Annotated in this window: 13 protein-coding genes and 1 pseudogene; 5 read left to right on the top strand and 9 right to left on the bottom strand. The window is 71.5% G+C overall.

The window, feature by feature from the left end; genetic code table 11:
• Positions 1–43: 43 nt before the first annotated feature.
• Positions 44–661: a TetR/AcrR family transcriptional regulator gene (locus ABZ192_RS12340; RefSeq protein WP_356924443.1), complete on the bottom strand. Its 618-nt coding sequence runs from the start codon at positions 659–661 to the stop codon at positions 44–46.
• 110 nt (positions 662–771) lie between these two features.
• On the opposite strand from ABZ192_RS12340, the gene ABZ192_RS12335 reads away from it, so the two are divergent.
• Positions 772–2,442: a DHA2 family efflux MFS transporter permease subunit gene (locus tag ABZ192_RS12335; RefSeq protein WP_356924442.1), complete on the top strand. Its 1,671-nt coding sequence runs from the start codon at positions 772–774 to the stop codon at positions 2,440–2,442.
• On the opposite strand, the gene ABZ192_RS12330 is transcribed toward ABZ192_RS12335, so the two are convergent.
• Positions 2,439–3,338, bottom strand: coding sequence for an aldo/keto reductase (locus tag ABZ192_RS12330; RefSeq protein ID WP_356924441.1), 900 nt, complete (start codon positions 3,336–3,338; stop codon positions 2,439–2,441). The two genes, ABZ192_RS12335 and ABZ192_RS12330, sit on opposite strands and share 4 nt — an antisense overlap.
• A 1-nt stretch (position 3,339) precedes the next feature.
• Positions 3,340–4,254, bottom strand: coding sequence for an NAD-dependent epimerase/dehydratase family protein (locus tag ABZ192_RS12325; protein WP_356924440.1), 915 nt, complete (start codon positions 4,252–4,254; stop codon positions 3,340–3,342).
• 45 nt (positions 4,255–4,299) lie between these two features.
• Between ABZ192_RS12325 and ABZ192_RS12320 the strand changes: the two genes are divergently transcribed.
• The 4 genes from ABZ192_RS12320 to ABZ192_RS12305 all read left to right on the top strand — a co-directional run bounded on the left by ABZ192_RS12320 (position 4,300) and on the right by ABZ192_RS12305 (position 7,966).
• Positions 4,300–4,809: an Lrp/AsnC family transcriptional regulator gene (locus ABZ192_RS12320; RefSeq protein WP_356924439.1), complete on the top strand. Its 510-nt coding sequence runs from the start codon at positions 4,300–4,302 to the stop codon at positions 4,807–4,809.
• Positions 4,810–4,837: 28 nt separating this feature from the next.
• Positions 4,838–5,251 (top strand): MerR family transcriptional regulator, encoded by a 414-nt coding sequence (locus ABZ192_RS12315; RefSeq protein ID WP_356924438.1) that lies wholly within the window; start codon positions 4,838–4,840, stop codon positions 5,249–5,251.
• On the top strand, positions 5,245–5,562 hold the full coding sequence (locus ABZ192_RS12310; protein WP_356924437.1) for a thioredoxin domain-containing protein: 318 nt from the start codon (positions 5,245–5,247) through the stop codon (positions 5,560–5,562). Before ABZ192_RS12315 ends, ABZ192_RS12310 begins: the two co-directional genes overlap by 7 nt.
• A gap of 172 nt (positions 5,563–5,734) precedes the next feature.
• On the top strand, positions 5,735–7,966 hold the full coding sequence (locus ABZ192_RS12305) for an ATP-dependent DNA helicase (RefSeq protein WP_356924638.1): 2,232 nt from the start codon (positions 5,735–5,737) through the stop codon (positions 7,964–7,966).
• A gap of 20 nt (positions 7,967–7,986) precedes the next feature.
• On the opposite strand, the gene ABZ192_RS12300 is transcribed toward ABZ192_RS12305, so the two are convergent.
• From ABZ192_RS12300 to ABZ192_RS12275, 6 genes and pseudogenes are all read right to left on the bottom strand, one after another.
• Complete coding sequence (locus tag ABZ192_RS12300) at positions 7,987–8,397, bottom strand: hypothetical protein (RefSeq protein WP_356924436.1); 411 nt, start codon at positions 8,395–8,397, stop codon at positions 7,987–7,989.
• Positions 8,394–8,864 (bottom strand): hypothetical protein, encoded by a 471-nt coding sequence (locus ABZ192_RS12295; RefSeq protein ID WP_356924435.1) that lies wholly within the window; start codon positions 8,862–8,864, stop codon positions 8,394–8,396. Before ABZ192_RS12295 ends, ABZ192_RS12300 begins: the two co-directional genes overlap by 4 nt.
• A 122-nt stretch (positions 8,865–8,986) precedes the next feature.
• Positions 8,987–11,890, bottom strand: a complete 2,904-nt coding sequence (gene glgB / locus ABZ192_RS12290; protein ID WP_356924434.1) for a 1,4-alpha-glucan branching enzyme — start codon at positions 11,888–11,890, stop codon at positions 8,987–8,989.
• 41 nt (positions 11,891–11,931) lie between these two features.
• Positions 11,932–13,374 carry a maltokinase gene (locus ABZ192_RS12285; protein WP_356924433.1) on the bottom strand — a complete coding sequence of 481 codons (1,443 nt, stop codon included), beginning with the start codon at positions 13,372–13,374 and terminating at the stop codon, positions 11,932–11,934.
• A 192-nt stretch (positions 13,375–13,566) separates the two neighbouring features.
• Entirely contained in the window at positions 13,567–15,267 is a 1,701-nt protein-coding gene (treS, locus tag ABZ192_RS12280) for a maltose alpha-D-glucosyltransferase (RefSeq protein WP_356924432.1), read from the bottom strand.
• Positions 15,264–16,048 (bottom strand): annotated as a pseudogene (locus tag ABZ192_RS12275) (alpha-1,4-glucan--maltose-1-phosphate maltosyltransferase); the annotation flags it as partial. The gene treS and the pseudogene ABZ192_RS12275, both read right to left, overlap by 4 nt.

Genomic DNA, 16,048 nt, shown 5'->3' with positions numbered 1-16,048 from the left:
TCAGCCGCCCGGCCCGTCTTCATCCGGCAGGGCCCCTGACAGATCAATCGTTCAGCTTCACCACCAGTTCGGTGGCTTTCGAGGCGGGCACGCCCGCCGCGGTCAGCACAGTGACCGCGGCGCAGCGGCCCGCCTCTCGCGCTGCCACGAGCCCGTCGTTCACCGCCTCCATCAGCGCGACCAGCATCTGCTCGTGCACGTACGCCAGGGCCGGCGCGGGCAGCGGTGAGCTGAAGACGCCCTCGTCGAGGCCGCGCCGGAGGACTGCGGTGGCGGCCTCCCGGACCGGGGTGAGCCGCTCCCGGATGCCCTGCATGGTGACCGTGCGCTGGGCGAGCGCGATCAGCAGCCGGTAGCGGTCGGCCAGCTCCCACACCGCCAGCACCGAGCGGGCCACGGACTCCGCCGGATCCTCGACGCCCTCCCGGCCCGCCGCGTGCGCGGCCGACAGGGCCTGGACCGCCTCGTCGACGAGCGTGCTGATCAGCGCCTCGCGGCTCGGGAAGTGCCCGTACACGGTCCGCCGTACGACGCCCGCCGCGCGTGCGATCTGGTCCATGGACGCGTCGGGGTCGCGCAACAGCTCGCCGAGGGCGACGTCGAGGATGCGGCGCCGGTTGGCGTCGGCGCGGCTGGTGGTGCCCGTGGTCATGGACGCCATTGTGCCCCTTCCCTCATCGATTTGCACAGCACTGTGCAACGACGTACATTGCACAATGTTGTGCAAGTGCACACCCCTGTGCAAGTCAGTGAGGAAGGCGACCCCCTGCCATGCGACTCGTCATGACCGAACCGGCCGAGAGGATGGACCGCCCCTACGCACGCCGCTGGTGGGCGCTCCTCGTGCTCTGCCTGAGCCTGCTGATCATCGTGATGGCGAACACCGCCCTCACCGTCGCCGCGCCCGCCATGACCGAGGACCTCGGCCTGTCCAGCGCCGACCTCCAGTGGGTCATCGACGGCTACACCGTCCCGTACGCCGCGCTGATGCTGCTGCTCGGCGCGATAGGCGACAAGTACAGCCGCCGGGGCGCGCTCGTCCTCGGGCTGGTCGTCTTCGGCGGCGGTGCCGTCTCCGGCTACCTCGCCGACAGCGCCACGGCGGTGATCGCGGCCCGAGCCGTGATGGGCGCCGGCGCCGCGATGATCATGCCCGCCACGCTGTCCCTGCTCGCGGCGACCTTCCCGCGCGCCGAGCGCGCCAAGGCCATCACCCTGTGGACCGCCACGGCCGGACTCGCCATCGCGGCCGGGCCGCTGGTCGCTGGGGCGCTGCTGGAGCACCACGGCTGGTCGTCGACGTTCCTCATCAACGTGCCCGTCGCCGCCCTGGCCGTCGTCGGCGCGCTCGTCCTCGTACCGCCGTCCAGGTCCGGCCGGCAGGGGCGGATCGACTACGGCGGCGGACTGCTGTCGGTGGTGTGGATCGGCGCGCTCGTCTACATGATCATCGAGGGCCCGCACTTCGGCTGGGGCGTCAAGGCGGTCACGGCGGCGGTCGTCGCGGGCGTCGCGCTCGTGGCCTTCGTGCTCTGGGAGCTGCGCCACCCGCGTCCCCTCCTCGACGTGCGCCGCTTCACCGACCGCCGCTTCGCGGGCTCCAACCTCGCCGTCGCGCTGTTCTTCCTGGCCGTCTTCGGCGCCTTCTACTACCTGACGCAGCACCTGCAGTTCGTCCTTGGCTACGACGCCCTGGACACGGGCCTGCGGATGCTGCCGCTGGCCGGCGCCGTCTTCGCGGGCTCCGCCCTCACCGGCTACCTCACCCCGCGGGTCGGCATGAAGTGGACCGTCACGGCCGGCATGGTCGGCGGTACGGCGGCCCTGGCGCTGCTCACCCGGGTCGACTCCGGGTCGTCGTACGGCGATTTCGTCGCACCTCTCATCGTCCTCGGCCTCGCGATCGGACTCGCGCTCTCGCCCTGCACGGACGCGATCATGGGGGCGTTCCCGGAGTCCCAGCTGGGCGTCGGAGGCGCGGTGAACGACACGTCGCTGGAGCTCGGCGGGTCGCTCGGCATCGCCATCCTCGGCTCGCTGCTGGCCACGTCGTACTCCGGCCACCTCGCGGACGCGACGTCCGGCGGCAAGCTCCCCGCCTCCTCGCTGGAGACGGCCCAGGACTCCGTGGGGGCCGGGTACGCCGTCGCCCGGGGCATCGGTGACAAGGCACGGCAGCTGGCCGAGCAGGCGGCGCACACGAGCGACCCCCAGCAGGCGGAGCGGCTCAAGGCGCAGGCCGGGCAACTCGCCGGTGGTGCACGGCAGATGGCCGATGCGGTGGGGTCGTCCTTCGCCGACGCCGTCGCGCACACCAGTCTGGTCGGGGCCGTGATCCTGGGTGTCGGTACGGTCGTGGTGGCCCTGCTGCTGCCCCGCAAGGGGAAGACCGCGGACGAGCCCGCCGAGGACAAGGAGCCGGAGTCCGCCGGGGCGCGCTAGACGCGGACCGGCTCGGTGGCCTCGTCCAGCCGTGCCCGTTCCTCCGTGCTGAGCACCAGGTCCGCCGCGGCCGCCGAGTCCCTGGCCGTCTCGGGCCGGCTCGCCCCCGGGATCGGGACGACGGCGGGGGAGCGCGCCAGCAGCCAGGCCAGGCCGACCTGGTGAGGGCTGACGCCGCGCTCCGCCGCGACCTCGTGGAAGGCGGCCAGGCGATCCCTGCCCTCCGTGCGCGACGGCCCGTCCAGGGAGCTGCGGGCCAGCCCGCCCAGCGGGCTCCACGGCAGGAACGCCAGCCCCAGTTCCGCGCACAGCCGCAGCTCCGGCTCACTGTCCCGGACGGCCGGGGAGTACCGGTTCTGCACCGACACCAGCTTCTCGCCGAGGATCTCCCGGGCCCGCCGGATCTGGTCCGCGTCCGCGTTGGACACCCCGGCCAGCCGGATCGTGCCGGCGTCGAGCAGCTCGCGCAGGGCACCGACCGACTCCTCGAAGGGCACCTCGGGGTCCGGCTTGTGGAGTTGGTAGAGGCCGATCGCCTCCACACCGAGGCGGGTGCGGGAGGCCTCGGCGGCGGCCTTGAGGTGGCGCGGGGAGCCGTTCACCGTCCAGTCGCCGTCGGCGGGGCGGCCACGCCCGCCCTTCGTGGCCACCAGCACGCCGGAGGAGTCATCGCCGTACGTGGCCAGCGCGCGGGCCAGCAGACGTTCGTTGTGGCCGGGCTCCGCGCCCGGCAGGTGGTACGAGTCGGCCGTGTCGAGGAGGGTCACACCCGCGTCGAGCGCGGCGTGCACGGTGGCCAGCGCCCGCTCCTCGTCCGGGCGGCCCTCGATGGACAGCGGCATCGCGCCGAGCCCGATCGCGCTCACCTTCAGCCCGCCGAGTGTCCTGTACCGCATGTCAGTCGCCCTTCCCGAGCGTCTCGGCGACGGCACGCGGCAGCCACTGCCGGGCGTCGGTGAAGGTGAAGCCGAGCCGGGCGGCGCGGGCATTGTCCATGCCGTAGGAGCGGCGGAAGGAGAACGGGGAGACCTCGCCGACCTCGACGGGCCGGAACACGGCCCGGCCGTCCGGGACGTGCGCGGCCACCGCCTCGCACAACTCCTCGGTGGTCAGCGGCCCGTGGGAGGCGGCGTTCACCGGCCCGGTGAAGTCCTCGCCCGCGGCCCAGGCCAGGAACCGGCCGATCTCCTCGACGTGCACGTAGGTGGCGGGCCGGTTCACCACCGGCACGGCGATCGGCTCGCCGGTGCGCATCCGCTCGGCGTAGTGGGCCAGCCGCCCGGTGAAGTCGTCGGCCCCGCCCAGCACATGGGCCACCCGCACCGCCGTGTACGCAAACGCCGGGCCGTCGGCCGCGAGGACCGCCTCGGCCTGCCGCTTGCCCTCCCCGTAGTTGGCCTCAAGGAACGCCGGGTCGTCCCAGGGCAACCCGAGGTCCACGGTGACCGTGGCCGGGTCGACGGCCTCCTCGCGCACGAGGGCCGGGGAGTCCTCGTACTCGTACACCTCGACCGTGGAGGTCATCACATAGCGGCGGGTGCGGCCGGAGAAGACGCGGCGGGCGAGGGCCGCCTGGAGGGGTGTGTAGCAGACCTGGTCGACGACGACGTCGAAGACGCGCGAGCCGAGCGCGCCGGTCAGGGACCGCTCGTCGTCCCGGTCGGCGACCAGGTGCTGCGCTCCGGCGGGCGGCGGGGCGGACCCCCGGTTCAGCACGGTGACGCGGTGCCCGTCGGCGAGCAGCCGCGCGATCAGACGCTTTCCGGCGTACCGGTTCCCGCCGATGACCAGGACTTCCAGGGCCTTTTCCATGACCATAATTCTCCTGGCGCACAGCCACGCCTTGAAGGGGGAACCATGGGAGTTCAGGCCGCTACGCCGAAAGAACCGCGGTATTCGCGCACCGTCGCCGACGAAACCTCGGTGGCCTTCGACGCGCTGGACCGGCAGATCCTGCAGTTGCTGCAGACCGACGGCCGGATCAAGCTCAGCGAGCTGGGCCGCCGGGTCCGGCTCAGCCCGGCGGCGGTCACCGAGCGCGTGCGACGGCTGGAGGCGGCGGGCGTGATCAGCGGCTACGGCGCCCATGTCGTGCCGGCCCGACTCGGCTACGGCATCCAGGCGTTCATCCGGGTCGACCCGCACGGCGGCTACAACCTCAAGCACCCCAGGACCCTGGAACTGATCGAGCGGCCCGAGATCACCGAGGTGCACCACGTGGTCGGGGAGGACTGCTGGATCCTCAAGGCCGCCGTCCGGGACACCGTCCACCTGGAGGAGGTGCTGGAGGCGGTCTCCGCGCTGGGCCGCACCACGACGTCGATCGTGCTGACCTCCCCGGTGGAGCGGAAGCCGCTGTTGCCTTGACGTCGGCGTCAAGGACTACGTTCGACGCATGCGAATCGGCGAGCTGGCCGCACGGGCCGGGACCACGACGCGGACGCTGCGGTACTACGAGTCGCGGGGGCTGCTGCCCGCGCGGCGAGAGGGCAACGGATACCGGACGTACGACGAGTGCGACCTGAAGCTGCTGGAGCAGATCAGGACGTTGCAGGACTTCGGGTTCGACCTGGAGGAGACGCGGCCCTTCGTGGAGTGTCTGCGGGCCGGGCACCCCGAGGGTGACACCTGTCCGGCGTCGCTCGCGGTCTACCGGCGCAAGCTGGACGAACTCGACTCCCTGATCGGTCAGCTGACGGCCGTCCGGGAGACGGTCGCCCGGCAGCTGGCGCGGGCGGAGCTGGCCGCCGAGGCGGAGGCTCCGGGGGGTCCGGAGCCGCAGTGCGAGCTGGGGAGGCACACATGGTGATCGATGTGACGGACGCGGACTTCGAGGCGGAGGTGATCGGCGCGGACCTGCCGGTGCTGGTGGAGTTCACCGCCGACTGGTGCCCGCCCTGCAAGCAGATGGGTCCGGTGCTCAAGGCCCTCGCCTCCGAGGAGGGGGAGCGGCTGAAGGTGGTGCAGCTCGACGTGGACTCCAACCCGGAGACCACGAACGCCTACAAGGTGCTGTCGATGCCGACGTTCATGGTGTTCCGCGGCGGCGAGCCCGTGAAGGCGATGGTGGGCGCACGGGCCAAGCGGCGGCTGCTTCAGGAACTGGCGGACGTGCTCTAGGCGACCCGCCCGCAGAACAGGAAATCCCCCGAGCAATTGCGCTCGGGGGATTTCCTTGCGTATATTTGTTCATTCGTGACTTCAAGTTGATTGAAGTCATAGTGAAGTTCAGTGAGCACAGTATATCCGGGCGGGAGCGGAATTGTCAAACACCGAATTTCCGGACGATGAATTGCGGCAGGAGCAGGAATTCATCGACGGGTTGTACGCGCGCGTGGACGCGCTGCGCGGCGACGCCGAGACCTCCGTCACGGACGCGCTCGCGCAGGGCAACACCCCCATGCAGGCCAGACTGGAGCGGGACATCCTGGTCGCCGAGCGATCGGGGCTGCTCGCCGCCCTGAACGCGGTGGACGGCTCCCTGTGCTTCGGCCGGATCGACCTCACCTCGGGCGTCACCCACCACATCGGCCGCATCGGCCTGCGCAGGGACGACGCCGAGCGCACACCGGTCCTGATCGACTGGCGTGCCGAGGTCGCCCGCCCCTTCTACCTGGCCACCGGCCACACCCCGATGGGGCTCAGGCGCCGACGGCACATCGCCACCGACGGCCGCCGGGTCACCCACCTGCACGACGAGATCCTCGACCTCGGCGACGAGACCCGCACCGGCCACGAGGACCCGTCGGGCGACGCCGTGCTGCTCGCCGCGCTCAACTCGGCGCGCACCGGCCGCATGAGCGACATCGTGCAGACCATCCAGGCCGACCAGGACCGCATCATCCGCGCCCCGCACCGGGGCGTCCTGGTCGTGGAGGGCGGCCCGGGCACGGGCAAGACGGCCGTCGCCCTGCACCGCGCCGCCTATCTGCTGTACGAGCACCGGGAGCTGCTCGCCAAGCGGGCGGTGCTGATCGTCGGGCCCAACCCGGCGTTCCTCGGCTACATCGGCGAGGTGCTGCCCTCCCTCGGCGAGACCGGTGTGCTCCTCGCGACCGTCGGCGAACTGTTCCCCGGCGTGAAGGCGACCGCCACCGACACGCCCGAGGCCGCCGCCGTGAAGGGCCGCGCCGACATGGCCGACGTCCTCGCCGAGGTCGTGAGCAGCCGGCAGGCGCTGCCCGACCCGGTGATCGCCATCGAGCACGAACGCGAAGTGCTCATGCTGGACGACGGCCTGGTGAACGTCGCGCGCGAGCGCACCCGCGCCGCGAAGCTGCCGCACAACGCCGCCCGCGAGCACTTCGAGGGTCACATCCTCAACGCGCTCACCGACCTGTACGCCGAGCGGATCGGCACCGACCCCTTCGACGGGTCCAGCCTGCTCGACCCCAGCGACATCACCCAGATCCGCGACGACCTCGCCGAGAACCCCGAGGTCTGGGCCGCCATCGACCAGCTGTGGCCGCTGCTGACCCCGCAGCGGCTCGTCGCCGACTTCCTCGCCGCGCCGGAGGAGTTCCTGCCCGCCGAGGACGCCGCCGCCGTACGCCGTCCGGTGACCCGGCGCTGGACGGTCGCGGACGTGCCGCTGCTCGACGAGGCCGCCGAACTCCTCGGCGAGGACGACCGGCTGGCCCGGCAGCGCGCGCAGCGCGAGCGGGAGCGGCAGATCGCCTACGCGCAGGGCGTGCTGGACGTGTCGTACGCGTCCCGGACCTACGAGTTCGAGGACAAGGAGGAGGACGACCCCGAGTCCTCCGAGGTGCTCTCCGCGCACGACATCATCGACGCCGAGCGGTTCGCCGAGCGGCACGAGGAGGACGACCACCGCAGCGCCGCCGAGCGCGCCGCCGCCGACCGCACCTGGGCGTTCGGGCACATCATCGTCGACGAGGCGCAGGAGCTGTCGCCGATGGCGTGGAGGCTGCTGATGCGGCGCAGCCCGACCCGCTCGATGACCCTGGTCGGCGACCCCGCGCAGACGGCGGAGGCGGCCGGTGTCGGCTCCTGGTCGGGCATCCTCGCCCCGTACGTCGAGGACCGCTGGGAGCACACCCGGCTGGGCGTCAACTACCGCACCCCGGCAGAGATCATGGACGTCGCCGCGGCCGTGGTCCGCGCCGAGCACCCGGACTTCGAGCCGCCGAGCTCGGTCCGCTCCACAGGCCTGAGCCCCTGGGCGCGGGCCACCGACGACCTCCCGGGCGCCGTCGCCAAGGCGGTCGGGGAACTCACTCCCGACGAGGGACGGCTCGCGGTGATCGCCCCGCGCGACCTCCACCGCGGCATCGCCGCCCGGCTGGACGGCGTGACGGCGGGCACCGAACCCGACCTCACCCGGTCGGTCGTCCTCCTCGACCCGCGCCAGGCCAAGGGCCTGGAGTTCGACTCCGTCCTCGTGGTCGAGCCCGGCCGCTACGGCACCAGCGACCTGTACGTGGCCCTGACCCGGGCCACCCAGCGGCTCGGGGTGCTGCACACCGGGAAGCTGCCCGAGTCCCTGTCGGAGGCGTTCGGGTAGCCCCCTCCCACTGAACGCGCCTACCGCAGGAGGGACTTCGGATCACGCAGGGCGTGCCACAGCCCGGCCGCCAGCGGTACGGCCGTCAGGGCGAAGAAGACCCAGAACAGGAACGCGGCCCCGGGCGCGAGGTCGTAGACGGTGCCGTCCTCCCACGCGCAGTAGGCGCGGGGCGGGAACGGCGTGGAGACGCCCGACACCCGGCCGCTGCCGATCACGCCCTCCCGATACGGCTCCCTGGGACAGGGAGCCGTATCGGGGAACAGCACGGAGTCGTCCGCGGCCATGATGTACAGCCACGTGACGGCGCCGAGCGGCACCGCCCAGAACACCGAGGTCCGCACCCACAGCGGCAGCAGCGGATGCGCCAGCAGCCCGCGCAGCGCGACCCAGCCGATCACGAGTCCGGTGAAGACCGGGAGCAGCGTCATGGAGCCGCCGCGGCCTTGCGGGCACGGAACTCCGTCGCGTACCCGGCGCCGATGGCGAGCAGGGCGGCGGACAGGGCGAGGAGCGCGCTCGACCAGTTCATCCACACGTAGAAGGAGTCACTGGCGTAGACGGAACCGTCGTCGCGGACGCAGTCGAAGCGCAGCGGCAGGTACGAGGACCGGTGGTGGGTCAGGCCCTGGATCATGGCCGGGTCGAAACCGTCGCGGCAGGCCGGGGCCGGCACCGAGTTCGCCCCGTCGTTGAAGTCCGACTCCGACGCCAGCACGGCGAAGAACCCCAGGCAGTACACGGCTGCGGCCGCCCACGCGGCCGTCGCCGCCGCCCGCCGCATCAGATGCACGGGCCACGGCTCGGGCCGCCCGGGGAACGCCATCGCGGCGGTCCCCGCGGCGGCGATCAACGCGGCGACGGCGCAGGCCGCCGAGACACCGAGACCCACGAGCACGGGCCTCAGCCCTTTCCGGGCCGGCGGGTGAGTGGGGTGGCACGCATGCGGCCACCCCACCAGGCCCGGCCCGGACCGGCTGTGACGGAAGCCACTCCTCCCGTCACACCCGTGTCACAGGCCTACGCCGGGCGCAGCCAGACCGTGGCCAGCGGCGGCAGCGTCAGCCGGATGCTCGCCGGGCGGCCGTGCCAGGGCTGGGCCTCCGGCTTGACCGGGTCGGGGTTGGTGACGTCGCTGCCGCCGTAGCGCGCGGCGTCGGTGTTGACGGCCTCGTGCCAGGCCGGGACGTCCTCCGGCACGCCCAGGCGGTAGTCCTGGCGGACGACCGGCGCGAAGTTCGACACCGACAGGATCGGAGTGCCCTCCGGGTCCAGCCGCAGGAACGCCAGGACGTTGTCGTCGGCGGCGTCCCCGACCACCCACTCGAAACCGGCCGGGTCCGTGTCGAGCCGCCACAGCGCGGGAGTCGCGCGGTAGACCGTGTTGAGGTCGCGGACCAGGTCCCGCACGCCCCGGTGCTCGGCCTCGGCCCCGTAGCCCGGGTCGAGGAGCCACCAGTCCGGGCCGTGCGCCTCGGACCACTCGGCGCCCTGCGCGAACTCCTGCCCCATGAACAGCAGCTGCTTGCCGGGGTGGGCCCACATGAAGCCCAGGTACGCCCGGTGGTTGGCGCGCTGCTGCCACCAGTCGCCCGGCATCTTCGACACCAGGGAGCGCTTGCCGTGCACGACCTCGTCGTGGGAGATCGGCAGGACGTAGTTCTCGCTGTACGCGTACACCATCGAGAACGTCATCTCGTGGTGGTGGTACTTGCGGTACACCGGCTCGTGGCTCATGTACTGGAGCGAGTCGTGCATCCAGCCCATGTTCCACTTCAGCCCGAACCCGAGCCCGCCGAAGCCGCTCGGGCCCTTGTGGTGGGTGGCCCGGGTGACGCCGTCCCAGGCGGTCGACTCCTCGGCGATCGTGACGACACCGGGCACCCTGCGGTACACCGTGGCGTTCATCTCCTGGAGGAACGCCACCGCGTCCAGGTTCTCCCGGCCGCCGTGCTCGTTGGGCGTCCACTGGCCTGGCTCGCGCGAGTAGTCGAGGTAGAGCATCGACGCCACCGCGTCCACGCGCAGCCCGTCGATGTGGAACTCCTCGCACCAGTACAGGGCGTTCGCGACGAGGAAGTTGCGCACCTCGTTGCGCCCGTAGTCGAACTCCAGCGTGCCCCAGTCAGGGTGCGCGGCCCGCAGCGGATCCGCGTGCTCGTACAGGGGGCGGCCGTCGAACTCGGCCAGCGCCCAGTCGTCGCGCGGGAAGTGCGCCGGCACCCAGTCCATCAGTACGCCGATCCCGGCCCGGTGCAGCGAGTCCACCAGGTGCCGGAAGTCGTCGGGCGTGCCCAGCCGGGCCGTCGGCGCGTAGAAGCCGGTGACCTGGTAGCCCCAGGAGCCGCCGAACGGATGCTCGGCGACCGGCATCAGCTCGACGTGCGTGAAGCCCAGGTTCTTCACGTACCCCGGGAGCTGCTCCGCCAGTTGACGGTACGTCAGCCCCGGCCGCCAGGAGGGCAGATGGACCTCGTACACCGAGAAGGGCGCCTCGTGCGCCGGGGCTTCGGCGCGCCGGGCCAGCCACGCGTCGTCGCCCCACTCGTACTCCGAGGACGTGATGACCGACGAGGTCGCGGGCGGCACCTCCGTGCGGCGGGCCATCGGGTCGGCACGCAGCGTCTTCGAACCGTCCGGGCGGGTGATCTCGAACTTGTACAGCTCGCCCTCGCCGATGTCCGGCAGGAACACCTCCCACACGCCCGACGAGCCGAGCGAGCGCATGACGTGGCCGGTGCCGTCCCAGAAGTTGAAGGTGCCGGCCACGCGCACGCCGAGCGCGTTCGGCGCCCACACCGCGAACCGGGTGCCGGTCACGCCCTGGTGGGTCATCGGGTGCGCGCCCAGCGCCGTCCACAGCTGCTCGTGCCGGCCCTCGCCGATCAGGTGCAGGTCGAGGTCGCCCAGCGTGGGCAGGAAACGGTAGGCGTCCTCGGTGTCCAGGACGGTCCCCTCGTACTCCACGAGCAGCCGGTACTGCGGGACCTCCGGCAGCGGCAGCAGCCCGGAGAAGAACCCCTCCCCGTCGTTCTCCAGCTCCGTCCGCACCTCCCCGGCGACGACGGTCACCGACAGGGCGTACGGCCGGAACGCCCGGAACGCGATCCCGCCGGGCACGGGGTGGGCGCCGAGCACGGAGTGCGGGTTGTGATGCGTGCCGTTGAGCAGCCGCTCCCGGTCGGCCGCGCCGACGGCGGGCGAGACGGCGACCTCCATCTCCGGGGGGAGGGTCTGGGCGGGGGCGGCGGTGCCGGTACCGGCGGTGGCTTTCTTGGTGGTGGCCTTCTTGGCGGGAGCCCTCTTCGCGGGGGCTTTCTTCGCGGGGGGCTTGGCGGTGGTGGCCTTGGTGCCGGCGGTCTTGGCAGCCGTGGACTTGGTGCCGGTGGTCTTGGTGGCAGTGGTCTTGGCGGCCGCGGCCTTGGAGGCGGTGGCCTTGGAGGCCGCGGCCTTCGTGGCGGTGGACTTGGTCGCTGCCGCCTTCGTCGTCGTGGCCTTCTTGGCGACCGCCTTCTTGGCTGTCGCCTTCTTGGCAGCGGCCTTGGTGGCCGTCGCCTTCGTCGTCGTGGCCTTCTTGGCGGTGGTCTTCTTCGCCGTCGTCTTCTTGGCGGCCGTCTTCGTCGCGGCCGTCTTCTCGGCGGCGGCCTTCGTCGCGGGTGCCTTCTTCTCGACGGCCTTCTTCGCGGTCGTCTTCGCCGGGGCCGCCTTCTTGGCCGTGGCCTTCGTCGCGGGTGGCTGCGCGGCGGGCGTCGTCTTGGCGGCGGCCTTCTTCGCGGGGGCCGTCGCCTTCTTGGCCGCCGCCTGTTTCGGCACCGACGTCTTCTTCGCGGCGCTCTTCTTCTGGGCGGCCGTGGGCTGCTCGGGGATCTTCTCCCCGGCCGTCCCCTTGGGACGGGAACCGCTGGACTCAGGACGGGGGGTCACGGGCGGAGCCTCCAGGACGCAGGTGGATCTGTCAGGTCGGGTCAGGTCAGGTGGCCGGTCGAGGCGAGCCGGTCTATGGCGGCCAGGGGCACCGGCAGCCAGTCGGGGCGGTGCCGGGCCTCGTACACCACCTCGTAGATCGCCTTGTCCGTTTCATAGGCGCGCAGCAGCACCGGGTCGGTGCGCGGATCGAGGCCGGAGGCCTCGGCGTACCCGGAGCAGTACGCGGAACGGCAGGTCTCGGCCCAGTCCGGCTGGGGCGGATCGGCCGAGCGTGCCGCGTAGTCGAAGGACCGCAGCATCCCGGCGACGTCCCGCACCGCCGGCTGCGGCATGCGCCGCTCGGCCAGCGGCCGGGCCGGTTCGCCCTCGAAGTCGATCAGCCACCACTCGCCGGCCGGCGAGCGCAGGCACTGCCCGAGGTGCAGATCGCCGTGCACCCGCTGCGCGGTCCAGGTGCGGCCCTCGGCAGCCAGATCGCCCAGCGCCGTGAACGCCGAGCGCAGCCCGCCGGCGTAGGGCCGCAGCGCGGGCACCGCCTGGACGGCCGCCTCCAGCCGCTCGATCATGCCGTCCACCATGAGCCGGAGCTGCATGTGACCGAGCGTGACCGTCGGCAGTGCCCGGGCCAGCGTGGTGTGGACCTCGGCGGTGGCCCGGCCCAGCGCCCGCGCCTCGGCGCCGAAGTCCTCGCCCTTGGCCAGCTCGCGCAGCGCCAGCTCCCAGCCGTCGGAGGCGCCCTGCACGAACGGCTGGAGCACCCCCAGCACATACGGCTGGCCGGCCAGGTCGGACGGGCCCGCCGAGATCACCGGGTCCGCCGCGGGGTCGACGTCCGCGACCATCCAGGCCGTCGGCGCGGGCACCCGGGGGCAGCCCTCGCGGGCCAGCGCCAGCGGCAGCTCCAGATCCGGGTTGACCCCGGGCACGATCCGGCGCAGCAGCTTCAGGATGAACGTATCGCCGTAGACGATCGACGAGTTGGACTGCTCCGCGGTCACCACGCGCGGCACCAGTCCGGACCGGATGTCCTGGTCGAGGTCCCGCTCGAAGCGGAGCCCGCCGATCCGGGCCTGGGTGCGCAGCGCCTCCAGGAGCAGTTCGGCGGGCCTGGCGTCGTGCAGGGCGTCGTAGACCGTCCGGCCGGCCAGCGGCCCCGTCGCCATGTGTCCGATCAGCGCGGGCGCCAGCCGAGGCGGCAGCGCCTCGCGCGCACCTATCAGCAACTGGTAGCAGTCGCCGGGGTGGCCGGGCGCGCCGTGCGACGGGACGGACGGCTGGTGGGCGCGTACGAGCAGGTGGTACAGGCCGAGCTTGCCCGTGGCGGGGAGCAGCTCCGTGGCCTCGACCAGCGTGAATCCGGTGACCGGACGTCCCTTGCCCGCGAACCAGCGCTGCCGTGGCAGCCACTCCCGCAGCAGCGGATCGAGTGAGGCAAGAAGGCCGGGCGGGGCGGTGACGGTGCGTGTGACGGCTTCCGACATGGCGTCGCGTCCTTTCACCCATGATTGGTGCGCCTCCGGGTCCTTCGGCAGGTGCCGGCGGCGCCCCTCCGGCTCACGCGGATGGGCGGGGTGTTACTGATGCGTGCCCCGGGCGGGGCGGGAGAAACGCCCCGCCACGGGGGTTTGCGGCCCGCCCCGTGATTGCGGGGCCTCGTCAGGCCGTCTCAGGCCTCACAAGGTATCCCTGCGGAGCCGGAACCAGTAGAAACCGTGACCTGCCAGCGTCAGCAGGTACGGCAGTTCGCCGATCGCCGGGAAGCGGACCCCGCCGAACAGCTCCACCGGGTGCCGCCCCTCGAAGGCGCTCAGATCCAGCTCCGTGGGCTGCGCGAACCGCGAGAAGTTGTTCACGCACAGCACCAGGTCGTCCTCGTACTCCCGCAGGAAGGCCAGCACCGCCGGGTTCGTCGACGGCAGCTCGGTGTACGAGCCCAGACCGAAGGCCGGGTTCTGCTTGCGGATCTCGATCATGCGGCGGGTCCAGTGCAGCAGCGACGACGGCGAGGCCATGGACGCCTCGACGTTCGTCACCTGGTAGCCGTAGACCGGGTCCATGATCGTGGGCAGGAACAGCCGTCCCGGATCGCAGGAGGAGAACCCCGCGTTGCGGTCCGGCGTCCACTGCATCGGCGTGCGCACCGCGTCGCGGTCGCCGAGCCAGATGTTGTCGCCCATGCCGATCTCGTCGCCGTAGTACAGGATCGGCGAGCCCGGCAGCGACAGCAGCAAGGCCGTGAACAGCTCGATCTGGTTGCGGTCGTTGTCCAGCAGCGGGGCGAGCCGGCGCCGGATGCCGATGTTGGCGCGCATCCGCGGGTCCTTGGCGTACTCGGCCCACATGTAGTCGCGCTCTTCGTCGGTGACCATCTCGAGCGTGAGCTCGTCGTGGTTGCGCAGGAAGATGCCCCACTGGCAGCCCGAGGGGATGGCCGGGGTCTTGGCCAGGATCTCGGAGACCGGGTAGCGGGACTCGCGCCGTACGGCCATGAAGATGCGCGGCATCACCGGGAAGTGGAACGCCATGTGGCATTCGTCGCCGCCGCTCGGATAGTCGCCGAAGTAGTCGACGACGTCCTCGGGCCACTGGTTGGCCTCGGCGAGCAGCACGGTGTCCGGGTACTGCGCGTCGATCTCCTTGCGCACCCGCTTCAGGAAGTCGTGGGTGGCCGGGAGGTTCTCGCAGTTGGTGCCCTCCTCCTGGTACAGGTACGGCACCGCGTCCAGCCGGAAGCCGTCGATGCCCAGGTCCAGCCAGAACTTCAGCGCGGAGATCATCTCCTCCTGCACGGCCGGGTTCTCGTAGTTGAGGTCCGGCTGGTGGGAGAAGAAGCGGTGCCAGTAGTACTGCTTGCGGACCGGGTCGTAGGTCCAGTTCGACGCCTCGGTGTCGACGAAGATGATCCGGGCGTCCTGGTACTGCTTGTCGTCGTCCGCCCACACGTAGTAGTCGCCGTAGGGCCCGTCGGGGTCCTTCCTCGACTCCTGGAACCACGGGTGCTGGTCGCTGGTGTGGTTCATGACGAAGTCGATGATCACGCGCATGCCGCGCTGGTGGGCGGCGTCGACGAACTCCACGAAGTCGGCCAGGTCACCGAACTCCGGCAGGACGGCGGTGTAGTCCGATACGTCGTAGCCGCCGTCGCGGAGAGGGGACTTGAAGAACGGCGGCAGCCACAGGCAGTCGACACCGAGCCACTGGAGGTAGTCGAGCTTCGCGGTCAGGCCTTTCAGGTCCCCGACGCCGTCACCGTTGCTGTCCTGGAACGAGCGGACGAGTACCTCGTAGAAGACGGCGCGCTTGAACCACTCCGGGTCCCGGTCCCTGGCGGGAGTGTCCTCGAAGGTGTCCTGAACGGGTTCGTTGACGATCATGTTGTGGGTGACCCTCCGATCTGCGGGGTGGACGGTCGCAGAACCGAGAAGACATGCGCGGGCCTACGGCCCGGTTCGAGGCGCACATAGTTGGCCCTGCCCCAGTGGTAGGTCTCGCCGGTGAGCTCGTCGCGCACCGGCACCGACTCGTGCCAGTCGAGGCCGAGTTGCGGCATGTCCAACGAGACCGTGGCCTCCTGGGTGTGGTGGGGGTCGAGGTTGGCGACCACCAGAACCGTGTTCGAACCCTGCCGCTTCGAGTAGACGATCACCGCTTCCTGGTCCGCGTGGTGGAAGTGGAGGTCGCGCAACTGCTGGAGGGCCGGGTTCTCGCGGCGGATGGTGTTGAGCCGGGTGAGCAGCGGGGTGATGGTGCGGCCCTCGCGTTCGGCCGTCTCCCAGTCACGGTGCCTGAGCTGGTACTTCTCGGAGTCGAGGTACTCCTCGCTGCCCTCCCTGAGCGGGGTGTTCTCACACAGCTCGTAGCCGGAGTAGATGCCCCAGGTCGGGGAGAGGGTGGCGGCGAGGACGGCGCGGACCTCGAAGGCGGGGCGGCCGCCGTGCTGGAGGTAGGCGTGCAGGATGTCGGGGGTGTTGGCGAAGAAGTTCGGCCGCATGTAGGAGGCGGCCTCCCCCGACAGCTCCGTGAGGTATTCGGTCAGCTCCTGCTTGGTGTTGCGCCAGGTGAAGTAGGTGTAGGACTGCTGGAAGCCGATCTGGGCGAGGGTGTGCATCATGGCGGGGCGGGTGAAGGCCTCGGCCAGGAAGATCACGTCGGGGT

Origin of the sequence: Streptomyces sp. NPDC006235 (assembly GCF_040613735.1) — a bacterium.
Classification (GTDB): domain Bacteria; phylum Actinomycetota; class Actinomycetes; order Streptomycetales; family Streptomycetaceae; genus Streptomyces.
Note: the sequence above shows the minus strand (reverse complement) of the source record. Positions and strands in the feature narration are given on the sequence as shown.

Coding starts and splice junctions, on each gene's coding strand:
- ABZ192_RS12325 (WP_356924440.1), bottom strand. CDS start 4,254: ATGGAAAAGGCCCTGGAAGTCCTGGTCATCGGCGGGAACCGGTACGCC.
- ABZ192_RS12335 (WP_356924442.1), top strand. CDS start 772: ATGCGACTCGTCATGACCGAACCGGCCGAGAGGATGGACCGCCCCTAC.
- ABZ192_RS12300 (WP_356924436.1), bottom strand. CDS start 8,397: ATGACGCTGCTCCCGGTCTTCACCGGACTCGTGATCGGCTGGGTCGCG.
- ABZ192_RS12315 (WP_356924438.1), top strand. CDS start 4,838: ATGCGAATCGGCGAGCTGGCCGCACGGGCCGGGACCACGACGCGGACG.
- ABZ192_RS12330 (WP_356924441.1), bottom strand. CDS start 3,338: ATGCGGTACAGGACACTCGGCGGGCTGAAGGTGAGCGCGATCGGGCTC.
- ABZ192_RS12285 (WP_356924433.1), bottom strand. CDS start 13,374: ATGTCGGAAGCCGTCACACGCACCGTCACCGCCCCGCCCGGCCTTCTT.
- ABZ192_RS12320 (WP_356924439.1), top strand. CDS start 4,300: ATGGGAGTTCAGGCCGCTACGCCGAAAGAACCGCGGTATTCGCGCACC.
- ABZ192_RS12310 (WP_356924437.1), top strand. CDS start 5,245: ATGGTGATCGATGTGACGGACGCGGACTTCGAGGCGGAGGTGATCGGC.
- ABZ192_RS12340 (WP_356924443.1), bottom strand. CDS start 661: ATGGCGTCCATGACCACGGGCACCACCAGCCGCGCCGACGCCAACCGG.
- treS (WP_356924432.1), bottom strand. CDS start 15,267: ATGATCGTCAACGAACCCGTTCAGGACACCTTCGAGGACACTCCCGCC.